Raw genomic sequence first — 26573 nt, forward strand, 5'->3', positions numbered from 1 at the left:
ATGTCATTATTCTAGCTTATTCACTAAACATGGGTTAAGTAAGAGGTAGTAGCGCCATGGCAAAGCAGTTAAAGCTGCTAATTTTGAACGCGAGCGTTGCTGAGCGTGAAACAATTAAGACTACATTAAATAAGCTTAATGTCTTCACCTTTATCGAAGCTAGTGACTCTCAAGATGCGCTAAAAATTCTCAAAAGCCACCCTGTGGATATTATCATTACAGGCCTTGAGGTCGGTAAAATTGATGGCTGGCGCTTCTCGCGCATGATTCGCTCTGGGTTATTAAAGACCCCAAAAAACACACCGATTTTACTTACTCCTCCAATTTATTGTGAACGTATAGCCGAAACCACTGCACGAAGCTATGGTATTGATGCCGTACTGCCGTTTGAGCGCCAAGATATGCTACCGCAAGTACTGGCAAACGTGTTATCAACTCACCTTGAAAAAAGTAGTCGCCTTAATTTATTACTACTTGAAACAGATAACCGTAAAGCAAATGACATTAGCGAACAGCTAAAACTCAGCTTCGCTATTACCCATACCACATCAACAAAAGCGGCCCTTGCCACCTATTTGCAGCAAAAGTTTGCCATTGTACTGATAGATGCCACTGAATCTCACTCTGATACCGCAGCCGGATTGATTAGTGAAATTTTACAGCACAACCCTAAACAAGCAATTGTAACCATCATAGATAACAATGATGCAGATTACGCTGAGCAATTGTTACTTTCTGGCGTCACTGATTTTATTCGCGCACCTTACGATCATTCGTTATTGAGTAAAGTCTGCGACCATGCCGCCCGTCGTGAAGACTTTATGGTGAGCTACGCAGAGTTTGCGCAAAAAGTAGAACAACTAAGTCAGAGCCAAAGCCGTTATAAAGAGCTGTTTTCTGCCCACCAACGTATTTTATTACATCTCAATACTGTGGTACTTGAGTTTAACCAAGAGGGTAATATTCGCTTTATTAACCCTGCCTGGGAGCACCTAACGGGCTACGGCATTAAGTCTAGTTTGGCGAAATCATTAACTGACTTTTGTTTGCCTGAGTGCAAAACAAAGCTGCAGGCTACAATTCAGAGTATCTTGCGTGGTGGCGAGTTACAGCAACAAGTTGAAATTCAGTTAAAGCACAAAAATGGCAATGCAATTTGGGTTGAGTGCCGCTTACAGCTGATTAAAAATAGCCAAAACTCAGCAACCATAACTGCTACTATCGATAACATCCATGAACGTAAGCAAGCTGAACTGCAACTACGTCACTTAGCGCTCCATGATACGCTTACAGAGCTGCATAACCGCTACTACTTTGACCAACAATTACAACGTATTTGTAAAGCTAAATACACCAGTAATGATACCGAGCATGCGCTCATTTATATCGACTTAGATCACTTTAAAATTATCAATGACAGTAAAGGTCACCAACAAGGTGATATCGTTTTAAAAGAGGTTGCTCAGTTATTCATTACAAATATCAGTGAGGAGCACCTGATCTGCCGTATAGGTGGTGATGAATTTGCCGTGATCTTAAAAAATACCAACTTACTCGATGCGCACTTAGTTGCAGAAAGTATTTGTATGGCGATTGAAAAACACCGTTTTCACTCAGAAGGTCAAGAATACTCAATTAGCTGCTCGATAGGTTTAACCCAAATAACCGCTGAAAATAACGATCCAAGTGAGTGTTTAAAGCAAGCTGATATTGCTCTGTATGTGGCAAAGAGCTTAGGCCGAAATCTAGTTCATTGCTACTCGAAGGAAGACTCTAGCCACAACAGTTTACAAGCTGGCCTTGAGTGGGGCCACAGTATTCGCCAAGCATTACAACATGATGCTATCGAATTACACTATCAACCGATTTGGGATTTCAAGCAAGGTCACGTTGCCTATTTTGAAGCTTTATTACGCTTAACGCTTGATGATGAACTCATCTACCCTAACCAGTTTATTCCTGCACTAGAGCTTTTAAACGATACCTTTTTGATGGATCAATGTGTAATTCGTAATGCTATTAAAAGCGTTGCCAAGTACCCCGAACTAAATCAAGTTGCGATTAACTTGTCTGCACAGTCATTTTTAGATGAGCGCTTGCTGCCACATATTGAGTCGAGCTTAAAAGAATACTGTGTTGAACCAACACGCATTATTTTTGAGATCACTGAGTCTGCAAGTATCAATAACCTTGCTGCTACCCGTGCCATGATCGAGCGATTAAACGGCTTAGGTTGCCACTTCTCTATTGATGACTTTGGAACTGGCTTTAGTACTTTTAACTACCTTAAACAATTACCTGCTCAGCATGTAAAAATTGATGGCTCATTCGTCCGCGACATGTTGAATGACCCCATCGATTTAGCGCTTGTGAAAGCGATTAATGACATTAGTACTTCTTTAGATAAACGCTCTGTTGCTGAATATGTTGAAAATAAAGAGATATTCTTAGCGCTAAAAGAGATTGGTGTCGACTATGGTCAAGGTTACTTTATTGCTCGTCCTGTACCGGTTGAAAAAATAAACGACGAGCTTAAAAAAATATCTGAAAATAATCTGTTTAACTAACAATTATCTAGCCTTAAAAAGCTTAAATTAAATACATTTTTAAACATTTTTTATTAGTTTTTAAACTTCCATACTGACAATACTCATCTATACTTAAATCCACAGCAAGATGAAATGTCATGCATTTATGGTGATTATCCAAAAAAAACATGACATTGCATATTATATTAAACATACATAATATAACTTAACATCATTAAGTCCATGTATTGACGGTATAAAGGAGAAAAGTGATGACACAACTAATCGTTTTGTTACTGATTGTGAATCTAGGGATAGCGTATCAATGTTACCGTAATGCGACCTTTAAAGGGTATCCGGTAAAAACATTTACAGGGCTAGGGTTAGTACCTTACTTTAATTTAGTCGTGTGGGTTTACTTGTTGTTTTTACCCGACTTAAAACCATTTTCAATGAATGAAAAGCAGCCACTTTAGGCTGCTTTTTTAGTTGGGAGTGTGAAAGCTTAAAAGCTATAACTTGATGCTTTATCAAGTAATTGTGCAGCTTTTATATCACCAACCACACACTTTTTAATATCTGATTTTTTAAACACTTTTACTTGCTCACTTTTACCTTCGCTAACACCACGAATGATAAAACTGACATGCTCATCATTAGGTAGACTTCTTAAGCCGCTACCATAATCACATAAGGTCAGTGATAAACTTTTATCTACTTGCTGAGCTAAGGCGGCCAATTGCTGTTTTTGTTCTTTAACACGCGCTTGCTTCTTCTCAGCTAACTCTTTGCGCATTTCTTGCTGTTTTAATGACAACTTTTGCTGCTGTTTTTCAAGCTCTTTGATAGATGCTTGCAAAGCCTGTTTACGCTTTTCGAGCTCTTGCTCTTTCGCATCTTTATCGTGACGGCGGTCAAATTCAAGGTCGCGCTTTTCACGTTCAAGGTCGCGGATTTCACGGCTAACATCGCGCTCTTGTTCAGCTACTTCACGAACTCGTTCAGCGCTTTCTCGCATTACTTCCATGGCTTGTTGATAGGCCTCTTGGGTTTTCACTACGACAGCATCGCTAATCACTTGCACATGTTCGCCCAGCACTTCTATTTCAGCCAGCTCTTCAAAATCGATATCTGGCAGTGGTGGAAGGGGGGCATCAGGCACAGTCGCAAATACTGAAGACCAACGTGAGCTACCTCGCACATCAAAGCTAAACACCACGCCTTGGTGCTGCAAATAACTTGAAGACACGTTTCTTACCTTGTTATCGGTATCTTGTTTTAATGCGGCTGTTAGGATTTTTTCCATTATGCCTACTTCTCGCTGAATTTGATCTAATTCATCACTTGCTTGTGCTGATAAGCTTACTACTGTGCAAAGCAATAAGGCAGCTGTGGTTGATTTGTATTTTGACATCTTAATACTCCAAGTTATTGGCAACGGTTGGCAATGGGCTACCATCCACTTGCTCTGCTAAATCATTTAATTGCATACGTAAGTACGCTTGGTCTTGGGCTCGCTGCGTTTTAATATATGCAAGCACACTGGCAATATCTTCCTGACGCTCTACTCGCCCCGTCTTAATAGCTTCTTTTGCTAACTGATACATTTGTTGCTGCTGCACTTCATTTTGCGCAGTGATAATATTTTGCAATTGATCTATTTGCTTTTGTTGTGACTCTAATAAATTGGTTTGTTTGGCCACTTGCTCGAGTAATTGCTGATTTCCTTGCTGTGGATTACTAACAAAAAGCCACGCGCAAAATGCAATTGATGCAGCCACTGCCCACATCCCTGAACCAAAAAACAGATTCGATTTTTGTACTTTTGGCATACTGGACTCTCGATCCCAGTTTGGTACTGACACCGTTTCATAATTCTGACTTTGCTGTTGCCATTGCATTGCATTACTCATCATTAATGCATATTCAGCATTGGCCTGTAGCAACGCAATTTGCTCATCTGTAAGACTTTCGCCTTCTAACCATGCGCTAAACAATGAATCTAAATTAGCCATCTACGGCCTCCAAATGCACTTTTAACTTACCAAGTGCACTGTATAGTCTCGATTTAGCTGTATTGGTTGAAATACCTAATTGCTCAGCTATCTCTTCAAACGTACAGTGCTGAAAAAATTTTAACTCCACCACCAAGCGTTGCTCCCAGGGTAATTTATTCATCATTTCTTTGAGCTCATAATGCTGCTCGGATTGCAGTCGATTGGTTTCTAACTCACTCTGCTCACAACTTTCTTCTGGTACAGAATCCAAGCTCTGATGCAGCTTACGGCGGCGATAATATTCAACACTGCGCCTGTGCACAATTTGATAGAGCCAAGTGTTAAAACTCGATTCCCCGCGAAAACTTGGCAAGCTTTTATATACAGAAATAAACACTTCTTGCATCAAATCCATTGCATCATCAGGGTGGCTTAGCATCCTTAAACAATAGTTATACACCTGTGTTTCGTGCTGCTTGACTAATTTCAACCACGCCCGTTTATTACCTTGCTGCGCTTTAGCAATTAATGTTTCAAGTGATTGAAAAAACACACTAGCCTCGTCATCTGATCTGCCTTTTATGGTTTTGTTATTATGTTAGTCGAGGGAAGGAAAAAAATAGTTTGTTTAAATAATAAAAAACCCCAAATTTTTTATTTGGGGTTTTATTTAGAGGTAGAGGCTTTATTCGTTGTCACACTGACCGTCTAAGCTACATTGCTTGTTAAGAAATAGCTCTAACTGTTGGCTAAACAGCCTAAAGTCTCTGATCCGGCCTGTGGTTTTACGCCACACGATACCTATTTCTCGGTAAGCATCGCCTTGAGATGGCGTTGCGACCATATCTTTCTTATCTAAAATGCCGGCATTTATGGCCATTTGAGGTAGGAAAGTAACACCCAGTTGGTGTTCAACCATACTTAATAAAGTATGTAAGCTTGCCGCTTCAAATGGATTAATACAGCTTGAGCGATTTAAATGACAGGCACTTAGCGCGTGCCCAGTCATACAATGCTCACGTTCAAGTAAAAACACGCTAGCATCAGGTAACAGATTAAAATCTTCTACACCATCCGCTGGAGTGTAATCTTTATGATGCACTAGACTGAAGTGATCTTTGGCAAGTACTTGGGTATGAAACTTTTCAGTATCAAATGGCAAGGCCAGTAAAGCCATATCAATTTGTCCGTGCTCTAGCTTATCGAGTAGCTTGTCGCTGGTATCTTCAACCAAGACTAACTCTAACTCAGTAAAGGTTTGTTTGCAGAAATGATATAAGGGCGCAGCAATAAAGCTGGCAATCGTTGGGATCACACCAAGAGTAAGTGTCCCGCTTAAAGGCGTTAAAAAGCTCTTTGTAAGCTCTTTTAGACTAAGAGTGTCGTCAATAATTTTACGGGCTTTCTCTACAACTTCCTCACCAATAGCTGTAAACATTAAACTGCGGTTTTCGCGCTCTATGAGCTGGCAACCTAAAGTTTCTTCTAGATTTTGAATTGCACTACTTAATGTAGATTGACCAATAAAACAGGCGCTGGCTGCGCGGCCAAAGTGTTGATGTTGATGGACTGCTAGTAAATACTGTAGTTGTTTTATACTTGGTAAGTTATTCATACTCTACCTGAAAATAAAAAGACCCCAATACCTAAGGCATTGAGATCTTTTCAAGCTAAAAGTCTTTTAGTACTTTTTATACCCCGAAGGCAGTTCTCAGTACGTAGAAAATAACAATAGCAAGGGCTGCGCCAACTGGCAATGTAATTACCCAAGAAACTACAATGTTTCTTACAACACCCATATTAAGTGCCGCAATACCACGTGCCATACCTACACCTAGTACCGCACCCACCAGTGTTTGTGTAGTAGAAATAGGTAAACCAGTACCTGAAGCGATAACAACTGTAGAAGCCGCAGCAAGTTCTGCAGCAAAACCACGGCTTGGTGTTAAGTGCGTGATACCTTCACCGATTGTTTTAATTACTTTCTTACCTAAGATAGCAAGACCAGCAACAATACCTAAACCACCTAGTGGTAAAATCCACCATGCGATAGCCGCTTTCTTAGCGATTTCACCGTTGTGCTCAACAATGTTTACAACAGCAGCTAGTGGACCAATCGCGTTAGCAACATCGTTTGAACCGTGTGCGAAAGCCATACAACATGCTGTTAGTACCATAAGTACTGCGAACACTTTCTCAACGTTGTTAAATTGCATTGCTTTGTCAGCTTTAGGATCGATTTTCAGACGCGCAATAGCAATCTTACCAATAACAGCTACGACAACTGCAATCGCGATAGAAAGCGCGTAGCCTTCAACAGCACCTAAATCAATACCAATGTGCTTCAAGCCTTTCTTAATTGTTACCAGTGACATGATAAAGCCTGCTAGACCCATATACACAGGTACGAAACGCTTAGCATTTTTCAGTGGTGCATCAGTGTCAAAAATTAGCTTTTGCGCACTCATAAAGATCAGGTATGCAATAAAACCAGAAATAGCAGGGGTAACAATCCAGCTACCAACAATACCCATTACCTTGTTCCATTGGATTGCTTCGCTACCGACAGCAACCAGAGCGAAACCAATGATGGCACCAATGATTGAGTGAGTCGTAGATACAGGCCAGCCTAAGAAAGAGGCAATCAATAACCAGCTACCCGCAGCGAATAGTGCGGCAATCATACCAAGGATCATAAGTTCCGGTATGTCCATAAATGGCGTCGCATCAATAATTCCTTTTCGGATTGTAGATGTAACCTCACCACCAGCAAGGTATGCGCCAGCGAATTCAAACACCATCGCGATGATGATTGCTTGTTTAATTGTAAGTGCTTTTGAGCCAACTGATGTACCCATCGCATTGGCAACATCATTTGCACCAATACCATAAGCCATGAAGAAACCAACTGCGGCGGCAGTTAAAACCAGTATCGTGCCGTAATTTGCAATGATATCCATTGTGTGAACCTTTAATTTTTTCGTTTTTGAACTGATTTGAAATTAACGAGCTAACATCAGCTCAAGACGAGAACCTACGCGCTCAGCAATATCTGCAAGCTCGCCTACCCATTCAATGATCTTGTATAAGAACATTACGTCGACAGGATTAAGTTCATTTTCGATGGCGCGCAATTGACGGCGAATTTTGATTTGCATGTCATCCGTGTCTTGTTCAATAGCGTCCAATTCAACGAGCATTTTCTCAACTAAAGTAACTTCGCGACCTTTGAAGCCAGTTTCTAGCAGCTCATCTAGCTCATTGATTGCTTTTGATGCTTGTTTAGTCGCATCAACACAACGCGTTAAATAAACAAGAAAATCTTCTTGTATTTCAGTAGGAATAGTCATCTCACGACCAACTACACGACCTGCAATGTCTTTTGCTTTGTTAGCAATTTTGTCTTGTTGGGTAACAAGCTCAAGCAAATCGGTACGCTCAACGGGCATGAATAAACCACGTGGTAGTTGAAGGCGGATGTTACGTTTCATTTCATCAGCTTCACGCTCTAAATTGCGAATGTTTAGGCGGATTTCTTCCGCTTCTTGCCACTCTGCTTTAAAAACGTGATTAAAGAAAGGTATCAATGCTTTACTTGCTTGATGTGCTTTCTTAATGTGATCTTCCATAGGCTTAATAGGTGATTTAGCAAAAACCCCTAAAAATGCATTTGTAGGCATAACTGACCCTTTATAAATTAGTATGCTTTGGCAGCTGCGAATTTTACAGCATTGTGTTCGATTGTGAACGCTTTTTCTGCCTTACATCACCAATAAAACACAAAGCGGCCCAAGGGCCGCTCGATTTAATAATGAAAAGGAGCGGCTTAATTTACAGCGACTTTTCTATATCTTCTTGAGATGTATGACGAATATCTTTACCGTTTACAAAATAGATGATGTATTCAGCTATATTTTGGCAACGATCGCCAATTCGCTCTAATGAACGAACTGACCACACTAAATCCATAATTTTCGGAATTGAGCGTGGATCTTCCATCATGTATGTCATGATCTGACGTGTAATTGCTTCGTATTCACGGTCAACTTTGGCATCTTCTTTGTGTACTTCAAACGCACACTGCACATCCATACGTGCAAATGCATCAAGAACATCGTGAAGCATTTTCGATACTTGGCGACCCATGTTTTCAATGTTCACCAGTAGGTCTTGCTGATCTTTTGTGAATGAGTCCAGCGCTACTTTAGCAATGCGCTCAGCTTCATCACCAATACGCTCTAAATCAGCAATTGTTTTAGCAATTGCAATCACAAGGCGTAGGTCACTTGCTGCTGGCTGACGACGAGCAATGATGCGCGTGCACTCTTCGTCGATGTTCACTTCCATTGCATTCACTTTATAGTCGTTTTCACGTACTTTTTGTGCAAGTTCTGCATCACCATTGCTAACAGCATCTAGTGCACTGTTTAGTTGTTGCTCAACTAACCCTCCCATGTTCAATACATGGTTTCGCACATTTTCAAGCTCTTCATTAAAACGGCCCGAAATGTGTTTATTGATATTATGTTCCATTGTCTACCTCTATAAATTTCGTCTACGAGACCAAGTGACTTTATTGACTAACCGTAACGGCCTGTAATGTAGTCTTCTGTTTTCTTCTTGCTTGGTGTTGTAAATAACGTATTGGTATCTGAATACTCAATCAACTCACCCATGTACATAAACGCAGTTTGGTCAGATACACGAGCGGCTTGTTGCATGTTGTGAGTAACGATTACCACGGTAAACTTGTTCTTTAAGTCGTTAATTAGCTCTTCGATAACTAAAGTAGAAATTGGATCTAGTGCCGATGTAGGCTCATCCAGAAGTAGTACTTCAGGCTCGATAGCAATTGAGCGAGCAATAACAAGACGCTGTTGCTGACCACCAGATAGACCAAATGCGCTATCGTGTAAGCGGTCTTTCACTTCATCCCATAACGCTGCGCCACGTAAAGATTGTTCAACCACTTCGTCTAGTTTACGCTTTTCTTTAATACCTTGTAAGCGTAGGCCATAAACGACATTTTCGTAGATCGATTTTGGAAATGGATTAGGACGTTGGAATACCATCCCGACATTTCTTCGTAGTGCAGCAACATCTACATTCTTATCATAGATATTGTGACCATGTAGTAAGATCTCACCATCTATACGACAGCTATCAACTAGGTCATTCATACGGTTGATACAACGTAAAAGTGTTGATTTACCACAACCTGATGGACCGATAAATGCCGTTACCTGACCCTTCGGGATGTTCATATTTACGCTGCTAAGTGCCTGTTTATCACCGTAGTATAGATCTAAGTTTTTAATTTCTAACGCAGTTTGTTCTGCAGTTAGGTTATCTAAATCTAGCTTTGCCGCGCTTTTCGCTTGGTTTACTTGTGGTGCAACTGTAATCATCTCTGTCTACCTATAAAAATTCTGTATTAATGCTCAAGAGCTCTAAACTTTTCGCGTAAGTGGTTACGAATACCAATCGCGGTGATATTCAGGGCGATAATTACTGATACCAGTAAGAATGCCGTGGCATATACCAGCGGGCGTGCCGCTTCTACGTTAGGGCTTTGGAAACCAACATCATAAATGTGGAAACCTAAGTGCATAAATTTTCTATCTAAATGTATGTATGGGAAGTTACCGTCAAGTGGCAGTGTTGGCGCCATCTTAACAACACCAACAAGCATTAGTGGTGCTACTTCACCGGCTGCACGTGCAACCGCTAAGATTAAACCGGTCATAATCGCTGGGCTTGCCATCGGAATGATGATACGCCATAGCGTTTCTGCTTTTGTTGCGCCAAGTGCAAGTGAACCATGGCGCACTGTACTAGGAATACGTGATAAACCTTCTTCAGTCGAAACAATTACAACGGGTAGCGTTAGAATTGCTAGCGTTAATGCTGACCAAATAACACCTGGCGTACCAAATACAGGGCTTGGCGACGACTCAGGGTAGAACAATTGGTCAATACTGCCGCCTAGCATGTATACAAAGAAACCTAGGCCAAATACACCGTATACAATTGAAGGTACACCGGCAAGGTTGATTACCGCGATACGGATCATCTTAGTAATGGCGTTTTTTGCTGCGTATTCATGTAAGTAAATCGCTGCGACTACACCAAATGGCGTCACAATCACTGCCATTAGTAAGACCATAAACACAGTACCGAAAATCGCAGGGAATACACCCCCTTCAGTGTTGGCTTCACGAGGGTCATCCGAAACAAATTTACCAAGTTGTACAAAGTAATGACCAAGCTTAGCAAAGAAGCCCATGTCATTAGGGAACCACACATCAAGAACTTGATAAAGTGGCAAAGTAACCACTTCACCACGCATGTCTTTAACCGTTACTTGGTCACGCTTAGCTGCTTTGCGAAGTGCGAATAACTGTTTTTCTAATACAGTGTACTCAGCGCGTAGCTCAGCACGCGCTTGTGCAAGCTCTGCAACACGCTCATCTGTTAGTTCGTTATCAAGCTGGTATGCTTTTTCTTTTAAACGTAAACGCTCAAGCTCATAGTTGATATGGCCAATTTCACCATTTTGTAAATCTAAGGCTTGGCCATTCAGGTCAACTGCGCGGTCAACAAGATCATAAAGCTCTTCGATTTTGTTATCTGTGATAACTTCACCGTCTTTAATAACCTGTTCAACATAACCGTAAAAGTTACCGTTTTTGCTACGCTCGAATACAGCAAGCTCAGCTGGCGTAGTACGTGATGTAATATCTGTCTCTAGTACCCAACGGAAATCTAGATCTACATACTCTCGGTTACCTGTTTTAATGAGTAAGCGCTCTAGTTGCTCTTTGTCGTAATCAGATAAATCAACGCCCGTCGCCTCAATACGTGATTTTGCAACTAGTTCTCGGTCATAAACTTCACCGATCACTGTTTGCTTTGCTACTGAACCTTGCAGCTCAAGTTGCACTACTTCTGATGGCCAGAAAAAGCTTAAACCTTTCCAAGCAATCATGGCTAGTAAGCCAAGAACCGAGATTAAACTGATGCTTACCGCACCGCCGGTCATCCAAATCCAAGGAGAACCAGACTTAAACCACTGCTTTACCATGTCGTGTTTCTCCACCTACATTGAACTGTATTTTTCGCGCAGTTGCTGACGAACAAACTCAGCCACTGTGTTGAAAACGAATGTGAATATGAATAATACAAATGCTGCTAAGAATAGGATGCGATAATGCGAGCTGCCTACCTCAGATTCTGGCATCTCTACCGCGATATTCGCAGCAAGTGTTCTCATACCCTGGAAGATACTCCAGTCCATAATAGGTGTATTACCTGTAGCCATTAGAACAATCATTGTTTCGCCTACAGCGCGGCCTAGACCCATCATCACTGCTGAGAAAATACCTGGGCTTGCTGTTAGTAGTACTACGCGAACCAATGTTTGCCATTGCGTTGCACCTAGTGCTAATGAACCGTTTGATAAGTGCTTTGGAACACTGAATACCGCATCTTCAGCAATTGAGAAAATAGTTGGGATTACAGCAAAGCCCATTGCAATACCAACAACTAACGAGTTACGTTGGTCGAATGTCATACCTAATTCATTGGTTAAGTACTGACGCACATTACCGTCAAACATCCATAACTCAATTGAGTTACTCATCGCAAACGATAGCCAACCAATAAAGATAACAACTGGAATCAGTAATATTGAGTGAGAACCTTCAGGAACACGGTGACGGATAGACGCCGGTAATTTGTTCCAGCCAAATGCGGTTAATAAGATACCAATTGGCAGCAACACTAATAATCCGACAATCGCTGGTAAATGTTCTTCAATTAATGGTGCTAACCAAAGACCTGCTAAGAAGCCTAGAATTACCGTTGGTAATGCTTCCATGATTTCTACAGTCGGTTTAACTACTTTACGTAGTTCACTCGACATAAAGTACGCCGTGTAAATTGCCGCTGAAAGTGCAATGGGTACCGCAAATAACATCGCGTACATTGCAGCTTTAATCGTACCGAATGAAATTGGCACTAATGAGAACTTAGATTCAAAGTCATCACTTGCCGACGTTGACTGCCAGATATAACCCGGCTCTGGATAACCTTCGTACCATACTTCTTGCCATAGTGCAGACCAAGTTACTTCTGGATGCTCATTATGAATTTCAATTACTTTCAACGCGTCATCTGCAAGAATCAATGCCGCGTTAGAACGTGGTGCAATTGCAAAGTTTTGAATTGGACCTTCACTTACTTTACCTTGCCACAGTTTGGCATCGCTAGTTGTGTAATAAATACCTAGCTCACCGTTAGCACCTGTTGTGAAGAAAGTACGTCGGTAGAATTCTGTAAAAATGTTTAGTTTAGATTGCTTGCTGGTTTCAAATGCACGAATCTTTTGGAACTCACGGCCATCTTCAGTGTTTACTTCAAACCACTGAGATACTTCACCATTATCGTTGGCAAGCATCAGTGAGTTTGCACCAGCTAATAGTTGAGTTGAAACTAGGTTCGCGTTTTCTTCGTTCGCAGCAAGCAGTTGGATTTGCTCAACCTCTGAAGGGTAACGCGTATCGTATACGTAAATTTGATTTGCTGAACGCACGAATGTACGTGTTGTATCAGGTGAGATTAATAGCTCATCAACACGACCTTCAATATCAAGCTCAGTTCGTTCAACAACCCACTCAACTTCGCCAGTGAACATGTTTTCTTCACCCACAAAGCTGCTAAACAAAACGCGCCTATCAGCCGTTAAAGCAACAACCACTGTTTTATCTTCATAGTGGCTAAATGCAAATTTAGTGATTGCCGCACCTTGGTCATCGACCTCAAGCGCCAAATCACCCAGCGGGTAATCTAAACGTGGTGTTAATTGACGTTGGTTGTTAGGGAATGTCACTAAGAATTTTGGTGCAACCACAACAACAGAACCATTTTCAAGGCCATATGCGTATTGACCTTGGAACGGTGCAGAGCTTGCAAAGCTGCTTACATCGCTAGGTAATTCTGTATTAAGAGTGGTGATCTTTTTACCAAACTGCTCTTTTTCAACACTGTAAAAGTCAACATTACCTTTTTCACCAAGTAAAAAGGCAACTTCTGTTTGCTCTTCAATGCCAAGACCAACAACTTCTGACGCATTTTGTAGTTTTACACTGTTACGTGTCTCTACTTTTGCTGACTCAAAAATAGGTTGAACAACATAAAGAAGGTAAAAGAATATGAGTAGTAGTGCTACTAGCACCATTACGCCACCTGCGGAAATACCCCACTTGGCAAACCTGTCTTTAAATAGACGGCTTCTATCCGTATGAAAGGTAGGTTTATTCGGATTGGAAGTCATCAAAACACCCTTAAAACTTAACGTTGCGCGCATTATATTTCACCAAGATGACAGTAATGTTACAAACGTCATAATTCAGTGTAATAAAGCATGTATTTAAGGAACGTATTTTAACGTTAACAAATGACCAAATTGCGACATTGTTCTGCGTATTTATAACGACCAAATTCACAAGCTAACAAATTGTTATAACTAATTTTTTATAACTATATGGAAAAAATTGGACAAACAATAAAACTACATCAATACTCAATAAGACTTATTTTTTCGACAATAAGAATCATTTTTAAACCAACGCCTCCTTCCTTTTTTCGCATTTTTCAGAGGCATTTTTATAGAGATATAAGTATGAAGCAGTTAGTAATTACTATTTTAGGACCAGATAAACCCGGCCTGGTTGAAGACCTCTCAGCTACGATTTTAAACCACCATGGTAATTGGTTAAGCAGTAACTTGAGCCATCTTGCAGGTCACTTTGCAGGAATTATTGAAGCCGCAGTCCCCGAAGAACATCTGCAAGAGCTGCAAGATGCACTACATAGCCTGCCGTATTTAGAAATTAGAATTGAACGCGGTGCCGAAATACTACCTGAAGAAAAGTCTGAACAGATTAATTTTGTTATCACAGGAAATGACAGACCAGGCATTGTGCAAGAGTTAGCCAGCGTTATTCGCCATAAAGGTGCGAATATCACTCATCTAAATTCAAAACAACAAAGTGCACCTAACTGGGGGGTACCTATTTTTAGTGCTGTTGCCACCGTTGCTTTACCAATAGGCATGAACAAAGACGAAGTAATCACTGCACTTGAGTCTATTACCACAGACCTAATTGTTGATATTGAGGACGCATAACAAACAAGTTTATAGGGACATCCGAGCTTAAACTAAGCTTTAAAATTAATGACATACATGTCACAAAACCGACATATTTAATACTCAAACTACCTCTAGATACAGAATTCAGCGTTTCTCTGGGGTTTAATATCAAGGCGTTACTTTGCAGGAATGGCATTCCCTTTTAAAAAGTAACAACGCAGAGAATCGCCCTAAGGGTTGGTTTAAAAGCGATTTATTCTGCGTTATTGAATTTAACAAGGGAGCAACCATTCTTTGCATTCAATGCCTTGCCTAAATCGCTTTTAATTCCAACTGAAACGGTATCTAGAGGCAGCTTGAGTATTTTAATACAACCGTCATCTGCATCCTCTATATTCTAACTAGCTATAAACGTTGGAAAACCAGATGAACGCATCACATTCTTCTTCTCAAGCTGTAAACTACTTTGCTAAAGAGCTTAGTTGGCTGTCTTTTAATGAACGCGTGCTGCAAGAAGCCAAAGATAAATCGAACCCGATTATTGAGCGCATGCGCTTTTTAGGTATTTACTCAAACAACATGGATGAGTTTTTCAGAGTACGTGTAGCCGATGTAAAGCGTCGAATTTTACTTAATAAAATTCCTGATGCGAACTTTGAAGAAGACGAAATACTACTTCATCAGATCCAAAGTAAAGTGCTACTGCTTGGTAAAAAGTTTAATCAAATTCATAAAGATATTTTGAATGATTTAAACGAGCACAATATTCACGTAGAGCTACCAGAGAAACTATCTGAATTTCATTTAACCTGGCTGAAAAAGTTTTTCCACGACAATGTGCTACAACATATACTGCCAATTTTACTCACTGAAAAGAAAGACTATTCAGATCAAATAAACGACACCATGACCTATTTGTTTGTCGAAATGACCAATCAAAAAAGTCATTATGCCATGATGGAGGTGCCAACTGACCGCGTATCTCGCTTTGTTATTTTGCCACCAGAGAAAACACGCCGTCATAAAACTATTGTGATGCTTGATGACATCATCGCCTACTTTATTCGCGATGTGTTTAGCAGCTTCTTTAGCTTTGATAATATTCAATGTTATGCCATTAAACTAACTCGTGATGCCGAGTACAATTTAGATGACGAGCTTGAAGAAGGCTTGCTCGATAAAATGTCGAAAGGACTAAAGCAACGTATTTATGCTGAACCTGTGCGTCTTGTTTATGACGAAAGTATGCCAGCTGAAATGCTTAAAGTGATGAAAAAACGCCTTAATATTAGTCAACATGATGCGCTGATCCCCGGTGGTCGTTACCGTAACTTCCGCGATTTTATTGCGTTTCCGAATGTTGGCCGCCAGTACTTAGAAAACAAACCACTACCAGCGTTACAAAGCACGGCCTTTAATAATCACTCGAGTGTGTTTGATGCCATCTCAGAGCAAGATATTTTGCTGTATTACCCATATCACACTTTTAACCATTTACTTGAGTTTGTACGCCAAGCAGCCTTTGATCCGGATGTGACACAAATTAAGGTCAATATTTACCGTGTAGCCAGTCAGTCTCGTCTAGTTTCTACGCTCATTAATGCCGCCAAAAATGGCAAACATGTAACTGTCATGGTCGAGCTTAAAGCGCGCTTTGATGAACAAAATAATATCGAATGGGCAAAAACACTCAGTAATGCTGGTGTTAAAGTGATCTTTGGTATCCCAGCACTTAAAGTACACAGCAAGTTATGTGTCATTCACCGTAAAGAAAAAAACAACATAGTGAAGTACGCACACATTGGCACAGGTAACTTTCACGAAAAAACAGCCAAAATATACACTGACTTTAGCTTATTCACTAAGCATGAAAGTATTAGCGAAGAATGCGATAGCGTTTTTAAATTCATTGAAAGTAGTTATAAGCCATTTCAGTTTGATCATTTGATGATCTCGCCAGTCAATGCAAGGCAAACTATCATCTCACTGATAGATGCAGAAATTAGCAATGTAGAGCACGGTAAGGCTGGGCGAATTACTTTAAAAATAAACAACCTTGTCGATAAAGAGCTGGTTGATCACCTTTATTTTGCCGCAAGACGTGGCGTAAAAATTCGTATTATAGTGCGTGGTATGTGTTCGTTAGTACCCTCTGTCGCAAATGATAACATTCGTATCATTAGTATCGTTGACCGCTTTTTAGAGCATCCGCGGGTTATGGTGTTTCATAATAATGGTGATGAAAAAGTATATATTTCATCAGCTGACTGGATGACCCGTAACCTAGATCATCGTGTTGAAGTGGCCACTCCAATTTATGATAAAAAATTAAAACAGCTTATCATTGATATTCTTGAACTACAGTTTAAAGATAGAACAAAAGCACGCATAATCGATAGTGAGCAAAAAAATAGCTATGTGCGCCGTGGTAATCGTAAGAAAATTCGCTCACAAATTGCCATTTATGACCACCTTAAAAAATGGGAAAGTAACTATAATAATGAATGATTATCCCTCAATAGCTGCCGTTGATTTAGGCTCAAACAGTTTTCATTTAGTGGTGGCAAGAGAGGTCGATGGCTTTTTGCAGATCTTACACAAAGAAAAGCAGCGCGTTTACTTAGCTGACGGTTTGGATGATAAAAATCACTTAAGCCAAGAAGCTATTGAACGTGCTCTAGCCATCCTTAAACAATTTGCGACCACCTTACAGGACTTTCCCATCGAGAATGTCAAAGTTGCCGCGACGTACACATTACGCCGCGCTAAAAACATTCATTCGTTCTTAACCCAAGCAAGTAGGGTATTTAATTACCCGATTGAAGTGATCTCAGGGCAAGAAGAGGCGCGCTTAATTTATCAAGGTGTCGCCCATTACATTCATCATGATGAAAATCGCTTAGTTATTGATATTGGTGGTGGCAGTACTGAGCTCATAATTGGCAAACATTTTAAACACAAGCTACTAGCTAGCCGAAACATGGGATGTGTCAGCTATACCAAGCAGTTTTTCGCTGATGGGCAAATTACAGCTAAGCGCTTTGATAAAGCAGAGGTTCGCGCAGAACAAGAACTCGAAGTGATCTTTGCCAACTACTTATCGGCTGGCTGGCAATCTGTAGTAGGGACATCTGGCACAATTAAATCAATCCTTGCCATGATTAACGCCAATGATGCCGAGCAACAGTTAATCACGCTTGAGAGATTACTAGAATTAAAAACCCAGTTTATTGCTGCTAAACAAATTCAGGCGCTACAAATTGAAGGTCTCACAGCTGAGCGACAAGTCAGTATTTGTGGTGGTTTAGCGATATTGATTGCAGTATTTAAGCTATTTAAAATAGAAGCAATGCAATACAGCGACTTTTCTCTTCGTGAAGGTTTACTTCATGAAATGCAGCAAAAGCTCGCCCATAAAGATATTCGCACTAATACCATAGAGAACCTGTCTGAACGTAACGCCATAGATAAAGAGCATGCTAACCGCGTATCTAAAACTGCAAAATGGCTGTTTGAACAAGTAAAAGGTGCATGGCAATTTACTGATCCGGACTATATCAACTTACTGGATTGGGCCGCGCAGCTGCATGAAATTGGCTTAGGGGTAAATTCATCAGGAATACATAAGCATAGTGCGTATATCGTTGCGAATAGCCAATTACCAGGGTTTACGCAGCAACAGCAAACCTTGCTCAGTTGCATGATCCGCTTTTATCGGAAAAAGATCCGTTTAGAAGAGTTTCCGGCACTGCATACAATGCAGCATTATGAAATATTACAACTTATTGTGATTTTGCGCTTAGCGGTACTGTTGAATCAAAAGCGTATTACCGATCAAGGTTTTAAGCTTGAGATAACAGCTAAGCAAAATAGTATGTTCCTAAAGTTTCACAATAAGTGGCTCAAAGAACATACCTTGCTTTTAGCTGACTTACAGCAAGAGCAAAAATACCTTAAGAAGGTCGGCTTCTTACTCGATTTTCATTAAGCTGATTAATATATACCCAAACCACCTCAAGATGTAAGTTTCAGTTGGAATTAAAAGCGATTTAGGCAAGGCATTGATTGCAAGTAATAGTGGCTCTATTGTTAAGATCAATAACGCAGTATAAATCGCTTTTAAACCAACCCGTTGGGCGCTTCACAGGTACTTACTCTCATCGTTGTTACTTCTTAAAAGGGACTGCCATTCTTGCAAAGTAACGCCTTGATATTAAGCACCTGTGAAACGCTGAATTCTGCATCTTGAGGTGGTTTGGGTATACTACATATCCATATGGCGGTTTGAGCTTTGCATCATTTGCTTAAGGCCTTGATGCTCAAGCTCTAGCAATCGCTCAAGCTTTTCTTTGCTTTGCTCTGTATCAGCGCGCGATACTAAGTACTCGTATAAGTCGATTACTTTTTGGTGTTGCGTGGTTAAGTAAACCTGAATCGCCTTTTCATCAATTTGCTGATCTGTGCTGATATCGTTGAAGGTAATTAGCTCAGGGTTTTCAGCAAAATACTCATAGCAATACGTATCTAGCGTGTTTATCTCAGTAATTGCTTTAAAGCCAACGAGATCTTCTGCTAGTTTCTTCTCATATTGCAGATAATAATCCACCAGCATTTGATTATGCTCGTCCAGTAAATCTTTAACGCTGTGGAAATTGGCTGCCATTTGAGTATGAAATAACACGGTCCAATCATAAACTTGTTGTATTGTTTTAACTTGCATGTGTATTCCTTATCAAAATCAATTTAATATGACTTTGCATAAATCACACCATTAGAAAAAACATTAATTATCAGCGCCTTAAAAATAAAAAGTGTAACTTGAAGCAAGTAAAAGCGTACAAGTTACACACTGACTGTAAAATTTATAGGTGGCGTTTACGCCATATAAAATAAAGTGCAGGTAACACGAGTAGCGTTAAAACAATGGCACTGAGCATCCCGCCAACCATCGGCGCTGCAATTCGGCTCATCACCTCGCTTCCCGTTCCAGTACCATACAGCACAGGTAATAAACCTATGATAATAGTGGCAACTGTCATCATCACAGGCCTAACCCGAAGGCCTGCACCATTGATAATTGCTTGGCGCAGCTCTGTAACCGTAAACTGTGCTGATTGCGCTTTGGCATCTTGATACGCTTGATTGAGATAAACCAGCATGATCACGCCGATTTCTACGGCAACCCCTGCTAGGGCAATAAAGCCAACCCCAACAGCGACCGAGAAATTAAAGCCTTCAAGGTACATCAACCAAATACCGCCTATCATCGCAAGTGGTAAGGTCAGCATGATCATTGCCACCTCAATAAAACTTCTAAAATTGAGATATAACAGCACCACAATAATTGCCAAAGTTAGTGGCAATACGTAACTGAGTTTGGCTTTTGCGCGCTCCATATATTCATATTGCCCCGCCCATGTAATTGAGTAACCAGCAGGTAGCTCGAGTTGCTCATGCAGTGCTTGTTGCGCACGCTCAACATAACTGCCGATATCACTGCCTTCAATATCAATTAAGCTCCAGCCATTGATACGTGCATTTTCACTTTTAATACCCGGCGGACCATCTTCAATAAAAACATGAGCAACGTCAGCCAATGCAATACGTTGTCCATTTGGCGTCACAATGGGTAACAACTTAAGCTCTTCTGGCGAGTCACGATAATCTTGCGGGTAACGCAAGTTAACAGGGTAACGCTCTTGCCCTTCAACTGTTTCGGTCACATTCATACCACCGATAGCGGTGGCAACGACCTGTTGCACATCAGCAATGTTCAAACCGTACCGTGCTGCTTTTTCACGGTTGATATCGACTTTGATGTAGCGACCACCGGCAACGCGCTCTGAGTAAACCGAAGCTGTGCCCGGTAAATCTTTTAAGATGACTTCAATTTGCTCACCGATTTTTTGAATTTCACTCAGCTTTGGCCCTGCAACTTTGATCCCCACAGGCGTTTTAATACCAGTGGCAAGCATGTCGATTCGCGTTTTGATTGGCATAACCCACGCATTGGTGAGCCCTGGGAACTTAACCAGATTATCGAGCTCTTTTTTAAGTTTCTCGGTTGTCATACCCTCGCGCCACTGTGACTTTGGCTTTAACTGAATAAAGGTTTCGATCATGGTTAGCGGCGCTGGATCTGTCGCAGTATCTGCACGACCAACTTTACCAAATACCGACTCAACCTCTGGCACACTGGCAATTAATTTGTCGGTCTGTTGTAAAATTTCACGGGCCTTACCAATTGAAATACCAGGATAAGTAGTTGGCATATACATCAAGTCCCCCTCATCAAGAGGAGGAATAAACTCACTACCAATTTTATTAACCGGGTAAAAGCCGATAACTGCCAAAACTAAAGCCAGTACCAGTGTTGTTTTCGGCGCTTTTAACACCGCATTTAACAAGGGTTTATACGCTGCCACCAATAAGCGGTTTACAGGGTTTTTCTGCTCCGAAATAACCTTACCGCGAATAAAGTAGCCCATTAATACCGGCACCAATGTAATCGCTAGACCAGCCGAGGCCGCCATTGCATAGGTTTTTGTGTAAGCCAGCGGCGAGAACATACGCCCTTCTTGTGCTTCTAAAATAAACACTGGCATAAAACTGACTGTGATAATTAATAAACTAAAGAATAACGCGGGCCCCACTTCTGCGGCTGAGTCCATCACTACTTGCCAGCGGTTTTCGTCGGTCAGTGGAGTTTTCTCCATATGTTTATGCATATTTTCTATCATCACGATAGCGCCATCTGTCATTGCACCAATCGCAATCGCTATCCCGCCAAGCGACATGATGTTGGCATTTATACCTTGCCAATACATAACCACAAAAGCCGTTAAAATCCCCATTGGCAGCGTGATAATGGCAACTATCGATGAACGTATATGGAATAAAAACACCACACACACTAAGGCCACGACAATTAATTCTTCAATTAACTTTGAACTTAAGTTATCAAGTGCTTGTGTAATAAGGTTTGAACGGTCGTACACAGGGATGATTTCAACGCCCTCTGGCAGGCCTTTTTTGAGCGACTCTAGCTTTTCCTTTACTAGTTTGATGGTCGCTTCAGCGTTTTCTCCAAAGCGCATCACCACCACACCACCTGTCACTTCGCCCTCGCCGTTAAGTTCGGCAATCCCACGGCGCATTTGCGGCCCAAGTTTAATATCGGCCACATCGCGTAATTGCAGTGGTGTACCATTGGCATTCGTACCAAGCGGGATGGCTTCTAAATCGGCAACACCTTTAATATAACCTGTGCTTGATACCATGTATTCGGCTTCAGCCATTTCGACCACTGAGGCACCGCGCTCTTGGTTACCTTGTTTAATCGCTGTTTGAATTAAACTCAGTGGAATACCATATGCTCGTAATTTGTCGGGGTCGACATTAACCTGATACTGCTTAACCATACCACCAACAGAAGCCACTTCTGATACACCTGGCACAGTTTGCAGTTCAAACTTTAAAAACCAATCTTGCAGACTTCGTAGCTGGCTAATATCGTGTTTGCCAGTTTTATCCACCAGCGCATAAAGGTAAATCCAACCCACACCTGTTGCGTCTGGGCCAAGTTCTGGCCTAGCTGAATCGGGTAAGCGAGCACTTACTTGACTCAAATACTCTTGTACTCGACTACGAGCCCAATAAAGGTCGGTATCTTCGTTAAAAATAACGTACACGTAAGAGTCACCAAAGAACGAAAAACCCCTGACCGTTTCAGCCCCCGGCACCGACAACATTGCCGTAGTGATCGGAAACGTCACTTGGTCTTGCACTACCTGCGGCGCTTGTCCTGGGTAAGAGGTTTTTACAATAACCTGTATATCAGATAAGTCAGGTAAGGCATCAACTGGGGTATTCTTTAAAGAAAAAACCCCAAAACCTGCCAACATTAAAGACAGCAGTAATACAAAGAAGCGATTCCCGACTGACCAACGGATCACGGCTGCTATCATTGCATTTCTCCTTGCATAGGATGGCTCATGGTCATGATGTCAAAAATCATAAACTCACCGTCCACTAACTTAAAAGTAAAATGCACTTCATCATCGCTTTGCAAACTAGACATATCAATGCGCGGCGAAAAGTGAAATTCCATGGTTGCGGCCTCTCGGCCCCACTTGGGGATGGCTTCACGACTGATTACAGCTGTTCTGGCTTCACGGTCAATGCTGTTGATCACGCCATTCACCATTGCGCTGTCACTATCTGGTTCTTGCATACGCATAAAGTCAGAGCTTTTGCTTGATTCTGAGTCGATTAAGAACTGCGCTGAAATAACCACCTTATCGTCTTTCAGTAAGCCTGATAAAATCTCGACGTCATGATTATCACTGCGACCTAACGTCACAGCGACTGACTTAAAGCGGCCTTCGCCTAAATCAATCACGACACGGTCTTGGCTACCAGTGCGGATCACCGCTTCTTTTGCGATGACTAATTGCGGCTCAGTCGGCCTAGTAATAATACTCACTTCAGCAAACATATTCGGTTTTAGTAGGCCATCTTGGTTAGCAAAGCGAAGGCGTACACGAAGAGTACGGTTTTTCTCATCAAGGGTTGGATAGATGTAATCGACCTTCCCTTGCCAACGTTTACCCGGTAAATAATCTAAGCTCATGGTAACTGGCAAGCCTTTATGAATAAGGCCAGCTTGACGCTCAAAAACTTCTGCCTCAACCCACACTTCTTCTAGGTGAGCGATACTCATCATGGTGGTGCCCGGTTTCACATAAAAACCTTCGCGGATATTTAGCTCATCCAATACGCCACTTTGCTTGGCATAAAAGGTTATGTTTTGCCTAACCTTTTGGCTTTGCTCTAATCGCGCAATAAAATCGTCAGAAACATTTAATGAGGCTAAGCGCGCTTTAGCCGCACGAATAAGTACCGCATTGTTACGTTTAAGGGCAAGCAGTAGCTCTTCCTGTGCATTCACTAACTGTGGAGAATACAAGGTATAAAGAGGCTCGCCTTGCTTAACTTGGTCACCCGCAGCCTTTACATATAAAGTTTCGATCCAGCCTTCGACACGAGGATGAATATGCACTAATTGGTCTTGGTCATATTGCACATAGCCAACCGTATCAACTGTGCTTTGTAATGATTTAAAACGCACTGGCGCTGTTCTTACCCCTAAGTTATTCACTACGGCTGGTGAGATTCTCACAGTACCTGGGCTGTCTTCAGCGCTGCTTTGTTCCTCATAAACAGGCACCAATTCCATACCCATCGGCGATAAACCTGGCTCATCACGACGGTAGTTGCTATCCATAGGTGCCACCCAATATAGCGGTTTTTTTTCAGCGCTAGGCATAGTTGCATGATCTGGCTCAGCAAGTTTGTTTACAGCCGTTGCCAATGCAGCACCTACCGCCAAAGCGACAACTAATTTGACTGTGTTATTCATAGGTAACTCCTTGGCTTTGTGCCGCATTTATTTGGCTATCCTTTGCCGCCGCGTAATAGTTAAGGCGAGCGAGGGTTATTTGTTTATCTACTTCGATATTTAACGCATCAATTTTCGCATTAAGTTCGCTGATGCGTGCACGCATCACTTCTGAAAAGTCACCAGCATCGTTAGTGTAAGCATTTAATGTCGCCTCAGCTTGCTCTGCCATTTGCGGTAATAGCTTTTGCTGATACAGCGCTTTGCGCTGGGCTAGCCGGCTTAACTGGCTTAACTCTTTAAAATACTGACCTTGTAGTTTTTGTAGGGTAATAAGTTTGTTAGTTTTTACCGCCTCTGCACTAGCTATCGCAGCATTAACTTGTTGGTCCTGACGGTTATCTGTAAAGAGAGGTAAATCAACACTAACCCCTATTGAGAGTAAGTCAGCGCGCGAGTCCCCCATAGGCGTGTTTTCACGATAGCCATAGCCTAGGTTCATTCCAAATTGAGGCTTATACGCTTCTTCTGCCACTTGCACTTGTGTATTCTTAGCACGCAAAGCATGCTCAATAGCAATAATTGCGGGATGAGCCATCAACACTTCTATCACCCCTGATGGAGCAAGCTCTTGATAAGGCATTAATGCGGCCACCTTTATATTTTCATCGCTTACAGCACCGTTTAACATGTCAATCGGTAGCCATTGAGCTAGTCGCTTTTTGGCACTATCAAACTGCTGCTCTAACATCACTAGCTTATCTTCAAGACGAGTGAGCTCTAGTTGAGCGCGAATAATATCCTGCTGGCGAGTCGCACCAAGTGTATTGGCGTAACTTGCCTCAGTAATATCAATTAATTGATTGAATAAAGCTTTATCTTGGTTGATTAATTGAATGCTTTTTTGCGCGCGATAGGCATTTAGCCAGGCTTCGCTAACAATGGCTTTAACCTGGGCTTGACGATCTGCTCTAAGCCAAGGATATTGCTCAGCTGATTGCCTTAATGCCTGCTGCTGCAAGGCAAGGCTATCACCTCGACTAAACTGCTGCGACAAGCCCACTTTAAATTGCGTCATACCTTCTTGATCAAAGGCAAAGCCATCGGTTGGTAAATTCATTAGTCCGACAGTTAATACTGGGTCTGGTAAAGTGCCTACAGCAATACTTTGCGCTTCTATCGCCTGCTGCTGGTATTTATTCGCCTGCAACCAAGGCTCGTGAGTCAGTGCATAATCAATCACCTGATTGAGTGCCAACGGCTCTGCTTTCACTAAACTTGAGGTTATCAATACTACGCCTAGAGAAAGCGCCTTAATCAATTTGCTGTGAGTCATCACATGCTCCAAAAATCTTAAAAATGGTTAAAAAACAATAGATTTTGGGTGCAGAATGAGGTGTATTTCAGCGTTTTACTGAATTTTAGACAGACCTATCCTGCTTAAGCAGTAATAGGTGGACGATATAAAGAACTTGCGTGGAAACTAAGCTGGCTGGCGCCTAACACTGTGACTTTTTCGGATTGCTTAATTGATTTAACAACTAAATCATTTAACGGAAGGAGTGAGTGAGCTGTACAGGCATTAAACGGACACGCGCAATCGCTGTTATCCATTGCATCTTCATGGCAACAATCCATATCACTCATGTCGCTCATGTCGCTGTCAGCATTCATATTAGCATGATGATCCATTTGCATGCTGCCATGTGGCATATCACATACCATAGCAACAGACGCAACTGACTGACCCACAAAAGTGAGCAGCATCATAGCTATCAATAAGTAGCTTGAAAGTCGCGTCATCATCATACCTTAAAAATTAATTGCCCAAATTGTAGCCCGAAATTTACGCGCTCGACAAGGGTTTATCTATTTTAATACTATTGCTGGCAGCAATAGCAAACAGGCAGTAACCAGTAAAATACCAAAATCCATCCCCCAGTTCGGCATGCATTTTTATAAGTTCGCCCATTTGCCCATCGGCGTTGCCAGCTAAATAAGACACGATCAATGCAATCACAAACACATCGACCATGCTCCATTTACTTAGTCCTTGTATGAGTTGACCGAGTAAATGTTTAATTTTATTCATAGGTAAGAAACAATAAAACAATTGCATCAGCAATTTTAAAGTGGGGATCACTATGGAGAACACGGCAACAAGCGCGGCGACAAGGTAGTTTTTGTTATTAGCAAGCTCATTCACGGTACCCCAAATGCTGCGTGTTTTTTTATAGGCATCAATTTCACCTTCAAGCCTATCAAGCCCCAACATGCTTGATGCCATCATTAGTACACTACGGGTATTCCGGTCGCCTTCATCGGCAATCATTTCAATACCTGTTTTAGCAAGCTTAGATTTATCGATTTTTCCTTCAAGGGTAAGTACCGGCTGGGTTACTCCTGGTATAAGTAACGCCAAAGCAACTAAGATGGTCACTACCTGTAAAGCTAAACGCATTATTTACAAACCTTTTTGATACACAGAGCCCGCA

At 41.5% G+C, this 26573-nt stretch carries 21 protein-coding genes; 5 read left to right on the plus strand and 16 right to left on the minus strand.

Annotation, left to right across the window (positions count from 1 at the left end; genetic code table 11):
- Positions 1-56 precede the first annotated feature (56 nt).
- The gene (locus tag HYD28_00540; protein QLE07576.1) at positions 57-2567 is read left to right on the plus strand and encodes an EAL domain-containing protein; all 2511 of its coding nucleotides are present in this window, start codon (positions 57-59) and stop codon (positions 2565-2567) included.
- 233 nt (positions 2568-2800) lie between these two features.
- Positions 2801-3004, plus strand: coding sequence for a hypothetical protein (locus tag HYD28_00545; GenBank protein ID QLE07577.1), 204 nt, complete (start codon positions 2801-2803; stop codon positions 3002-3004).
- A 29-nt stretch (positions 3005-3033) separates the two neighbouring features.
- Here the strand turns inward: HYD28_00545 and HYD28_00550 are convergent, their stop codons facing one another.
- From HYD28_00550 to HYD28_00595, 10 genes are all read right to left on the minus strand, one after another.
- The gene (locus HYD28_00550) at positions 3034-3942 is read right to left on the minus strand and encodes a hypothetical protein (GenBank protein ID QLE07578.1); all 909 of its coding nucleotides are present in this window, start codon (positions 3940-3942) and stop codon (positions 3034-3036) included.
- Between the two features lies 1 nt (position 3943).
- Complete coding sequence (locus HYD28_00555; protein ID QLE07579.1) at positions 3944-4543, minus strand: hypothetical protein; 600 nt, start codon at positions 4541-4543, stop codon at positions 3944-3946.
- A complete protein-coding gene (locus HYD28_00560; protein ID QLE07580.1) occupies positions 4536-5078 on the minus strand; it encodes an RNA polymerase sigma factor in 543 nt (180 codons plus the stop codon). The genes HYD28_00555 and HYD28_00560 overlap by 8 nt, the downstream gene beginning before the upstream one ends.
- Positions 5079-5210: 132 nt before the next feature.
- Positions 5211-6140, minus strand: a complete 930-nt coding sequence (locus HYD28_00565) for a hydrogen peroxide-inducible genes activator (GenBank protein ID QLE07581.1) — start codon at positions 6138-6140, stop codon at positions 5211-5213.
- Between the two features lie 76 nt (positions 6141-6216).
- Complete coding sequence (locus HYD28_00570) at positions 6217-7485, minus strand: inorganic phosphate transporter (GenBank protein ID QLE07582.1); 1269 nt, start codon at positions 7483-7485, stop codon at positions 6217-6219.
- Positions 7486-7527: 42 nt separating this feature from the next.
- Positions 7528-8205: a TIGR00153 family protein gene (locus HYD28_00575; protein ID QLE07583.1), complete on the minus strand. Its 678-nt coding sequence runs from the start codon at positions 8203-8205 to the stop codon at positions 7528-7530.
- A 151-nt stretch (positions 8206-8356) separates the two neighbouring features.
- A complete protein-coding gene (gene phoU, locus HYD28_00580; GenBank protein ID QLE07584.1) occupies positions 8357-9058 on the minus strand; it encodes a phosphate signaling complex protein PhoU in 702 nt (233 codons plus the stop codon).
- 47 nt (positions 9059-9105) lie between these two features.
- On the minus strand, positions 9106-9933 hold the full coding sequence (locus HYD28_00585; GenBank protein ID QLE07585.1) for a phosphate ABC transporter ATP-binding protein: 828 nt from the start codon (positions 9931-9933) through the stop codon (positions 9106-9108).
- A 26-nt stretch (positions 9934-9959) separates the two neighbouring features.
- Positions 9960-11609 (minus strand): phosphate ABC transporter permease PstA, encoded by a 1650-nt coding sequence (gene pstA, locus HYD28_00590; protein QLE07586.1) that lies wholly within the window; start codon positions 11607-11609, stop codon positions 9960-9962.
- Positions 11610-11624: 15 nt separating this feature from the next.
- Complete coding sequence (locus HYD28_00595; protein QLE07587.1) at positions 11625-13859, minus strand: ABC transporter permease subunit; 2235 nt, start codon at positions 13857-13859, stop codon at positions 11625-11627.
- A 348-nt stretch (positions 13860-14207) separates the two neighbouring features.
- Between HYD28_00595 and HYD28_00600 the strand changes: the two genes are divergently transcribed.
- The 3 genes from HYD28_00600 to ppx all read left to right on the plus strand — a co-directional run bounded on the left by HYD28_00600 (position 14208) and on the right by ppx (position 18666).
- Entirely contained in the window at positions 14208-14714 is a 507-nt protein-coding gene (locus tag HYD28_00600) for a glycine cleavage system protein R (protein QLE07588.1), read from the plus strand.
- Between the two features lie 390 nt (positions 14715-15104).
- Entirely contained in the window at positions 15105-17186 is a 2082-nt protein-coding gene (gene ppk1 / locus HYD28_00605; protein ID QLE07589.1) for a polyphosphate kinase 1, read from the plus strand.
- On the plus strand, positions 17179-18666 hold the full coding sequence (gene ppx, locus HYD28_00610; GenBank protein ID QLE07590.1) for an exopolyphosphatase: 1488 nt from the start codon (positions 17179-17181) through the stop codon (positions 18664-18666). Before ppk1 ends, ppx begins: the two co-directional genes overlap by 8 nt.
- Before the next feature lie 276 nt (positions 18667-18942).
- On the opposite strand, the gene HYD28_00615 is transcribed toward ppx, so the two are convergent.
- The 6 genes from HYD28_00615 to HYD28_00640 all read right to left on the minus strand — a co-directional run bounded on the left by HYD28_00615 (position 18943) and on the right by HYD28_00640 (position 26539).
- A complete protein-coding gene (locus HYD28_00615) occupies positions 18943-19398 on the minus strand; it encodes a hypothetical protein (protein QLE07591.1) in 456 nt (151 codons plus the stop codon).
- 142 nt (positions 19399-19540) lie between these two features.
- Positions 19541-22645 (minus strand): efflux RND transporter permease subunit, encoded by a 3105-nt coding sequence (locus HYD28_00620; protein QLE07592.1) that lies wholly within the window; start codon positions 22643-22645, stop codon positions 19541-19543.
- Entirely contained in the window at positions 22642-24099 is a 1458-nt protein-coding gene (locus HYD28_00625) for an efflux RND transporter periplasmic adaptor subunit (GenBank protein ID QLE07593.1), read from the minus strand. Before HYD28_00625 ends, HYD28_00620 begins: the two co-directional genes overlap by 4 nt.
- Positions 24092-25414, minus strand: coding sequence for a TolC family protein (locus HYD28_00630; protein QLE07594.1), 1323 nt, complete (start codon positions 25412-25414; stop codon positions 24092-24094). Before HYD28_00630 ends, HYD28_00625 begins: the two co-directional genes overlap by 8 nt.
- A 104-nt stretch (positions 25415-25518) precedes the next feature.
- Positions 25519-25881 (minus strand): hypothetical protein, encoded by a 363-nt coding sequence (locus HYD28_00635; protein ID QLE07595.1) that lies wholly within the window; start codon positions 25879-25881, stop codon positions 25519-25521.
- A 43-nt stretch (positions 25882-25924) separates the two neighbouring features.
- Positions 25925-26539, minus strand: a complete 615-nt coding sequence (locus tag HYD28_00640; GenBank protein QLE07596.1) for a paraquat-inducible protein A — start codon at positions 26537-26539, stop codon at positions 25925-25927.
- Positions 26540-26573: the final 34 nt, after the last annotated feature.

It is taken from the genome of Pseudoalteromonas shioyasakiensis (genome assembly GCA_013391845.1).
In the GTDB taxonomy this organism is placed as follows: domain Bacteria; phylum Pseudomonadota; class Gammaproteobacteria; order Enterobacterales; family Alteromonadaceae; genus Pseudoalteromonas; species Pseudoalteromonas apostichopi.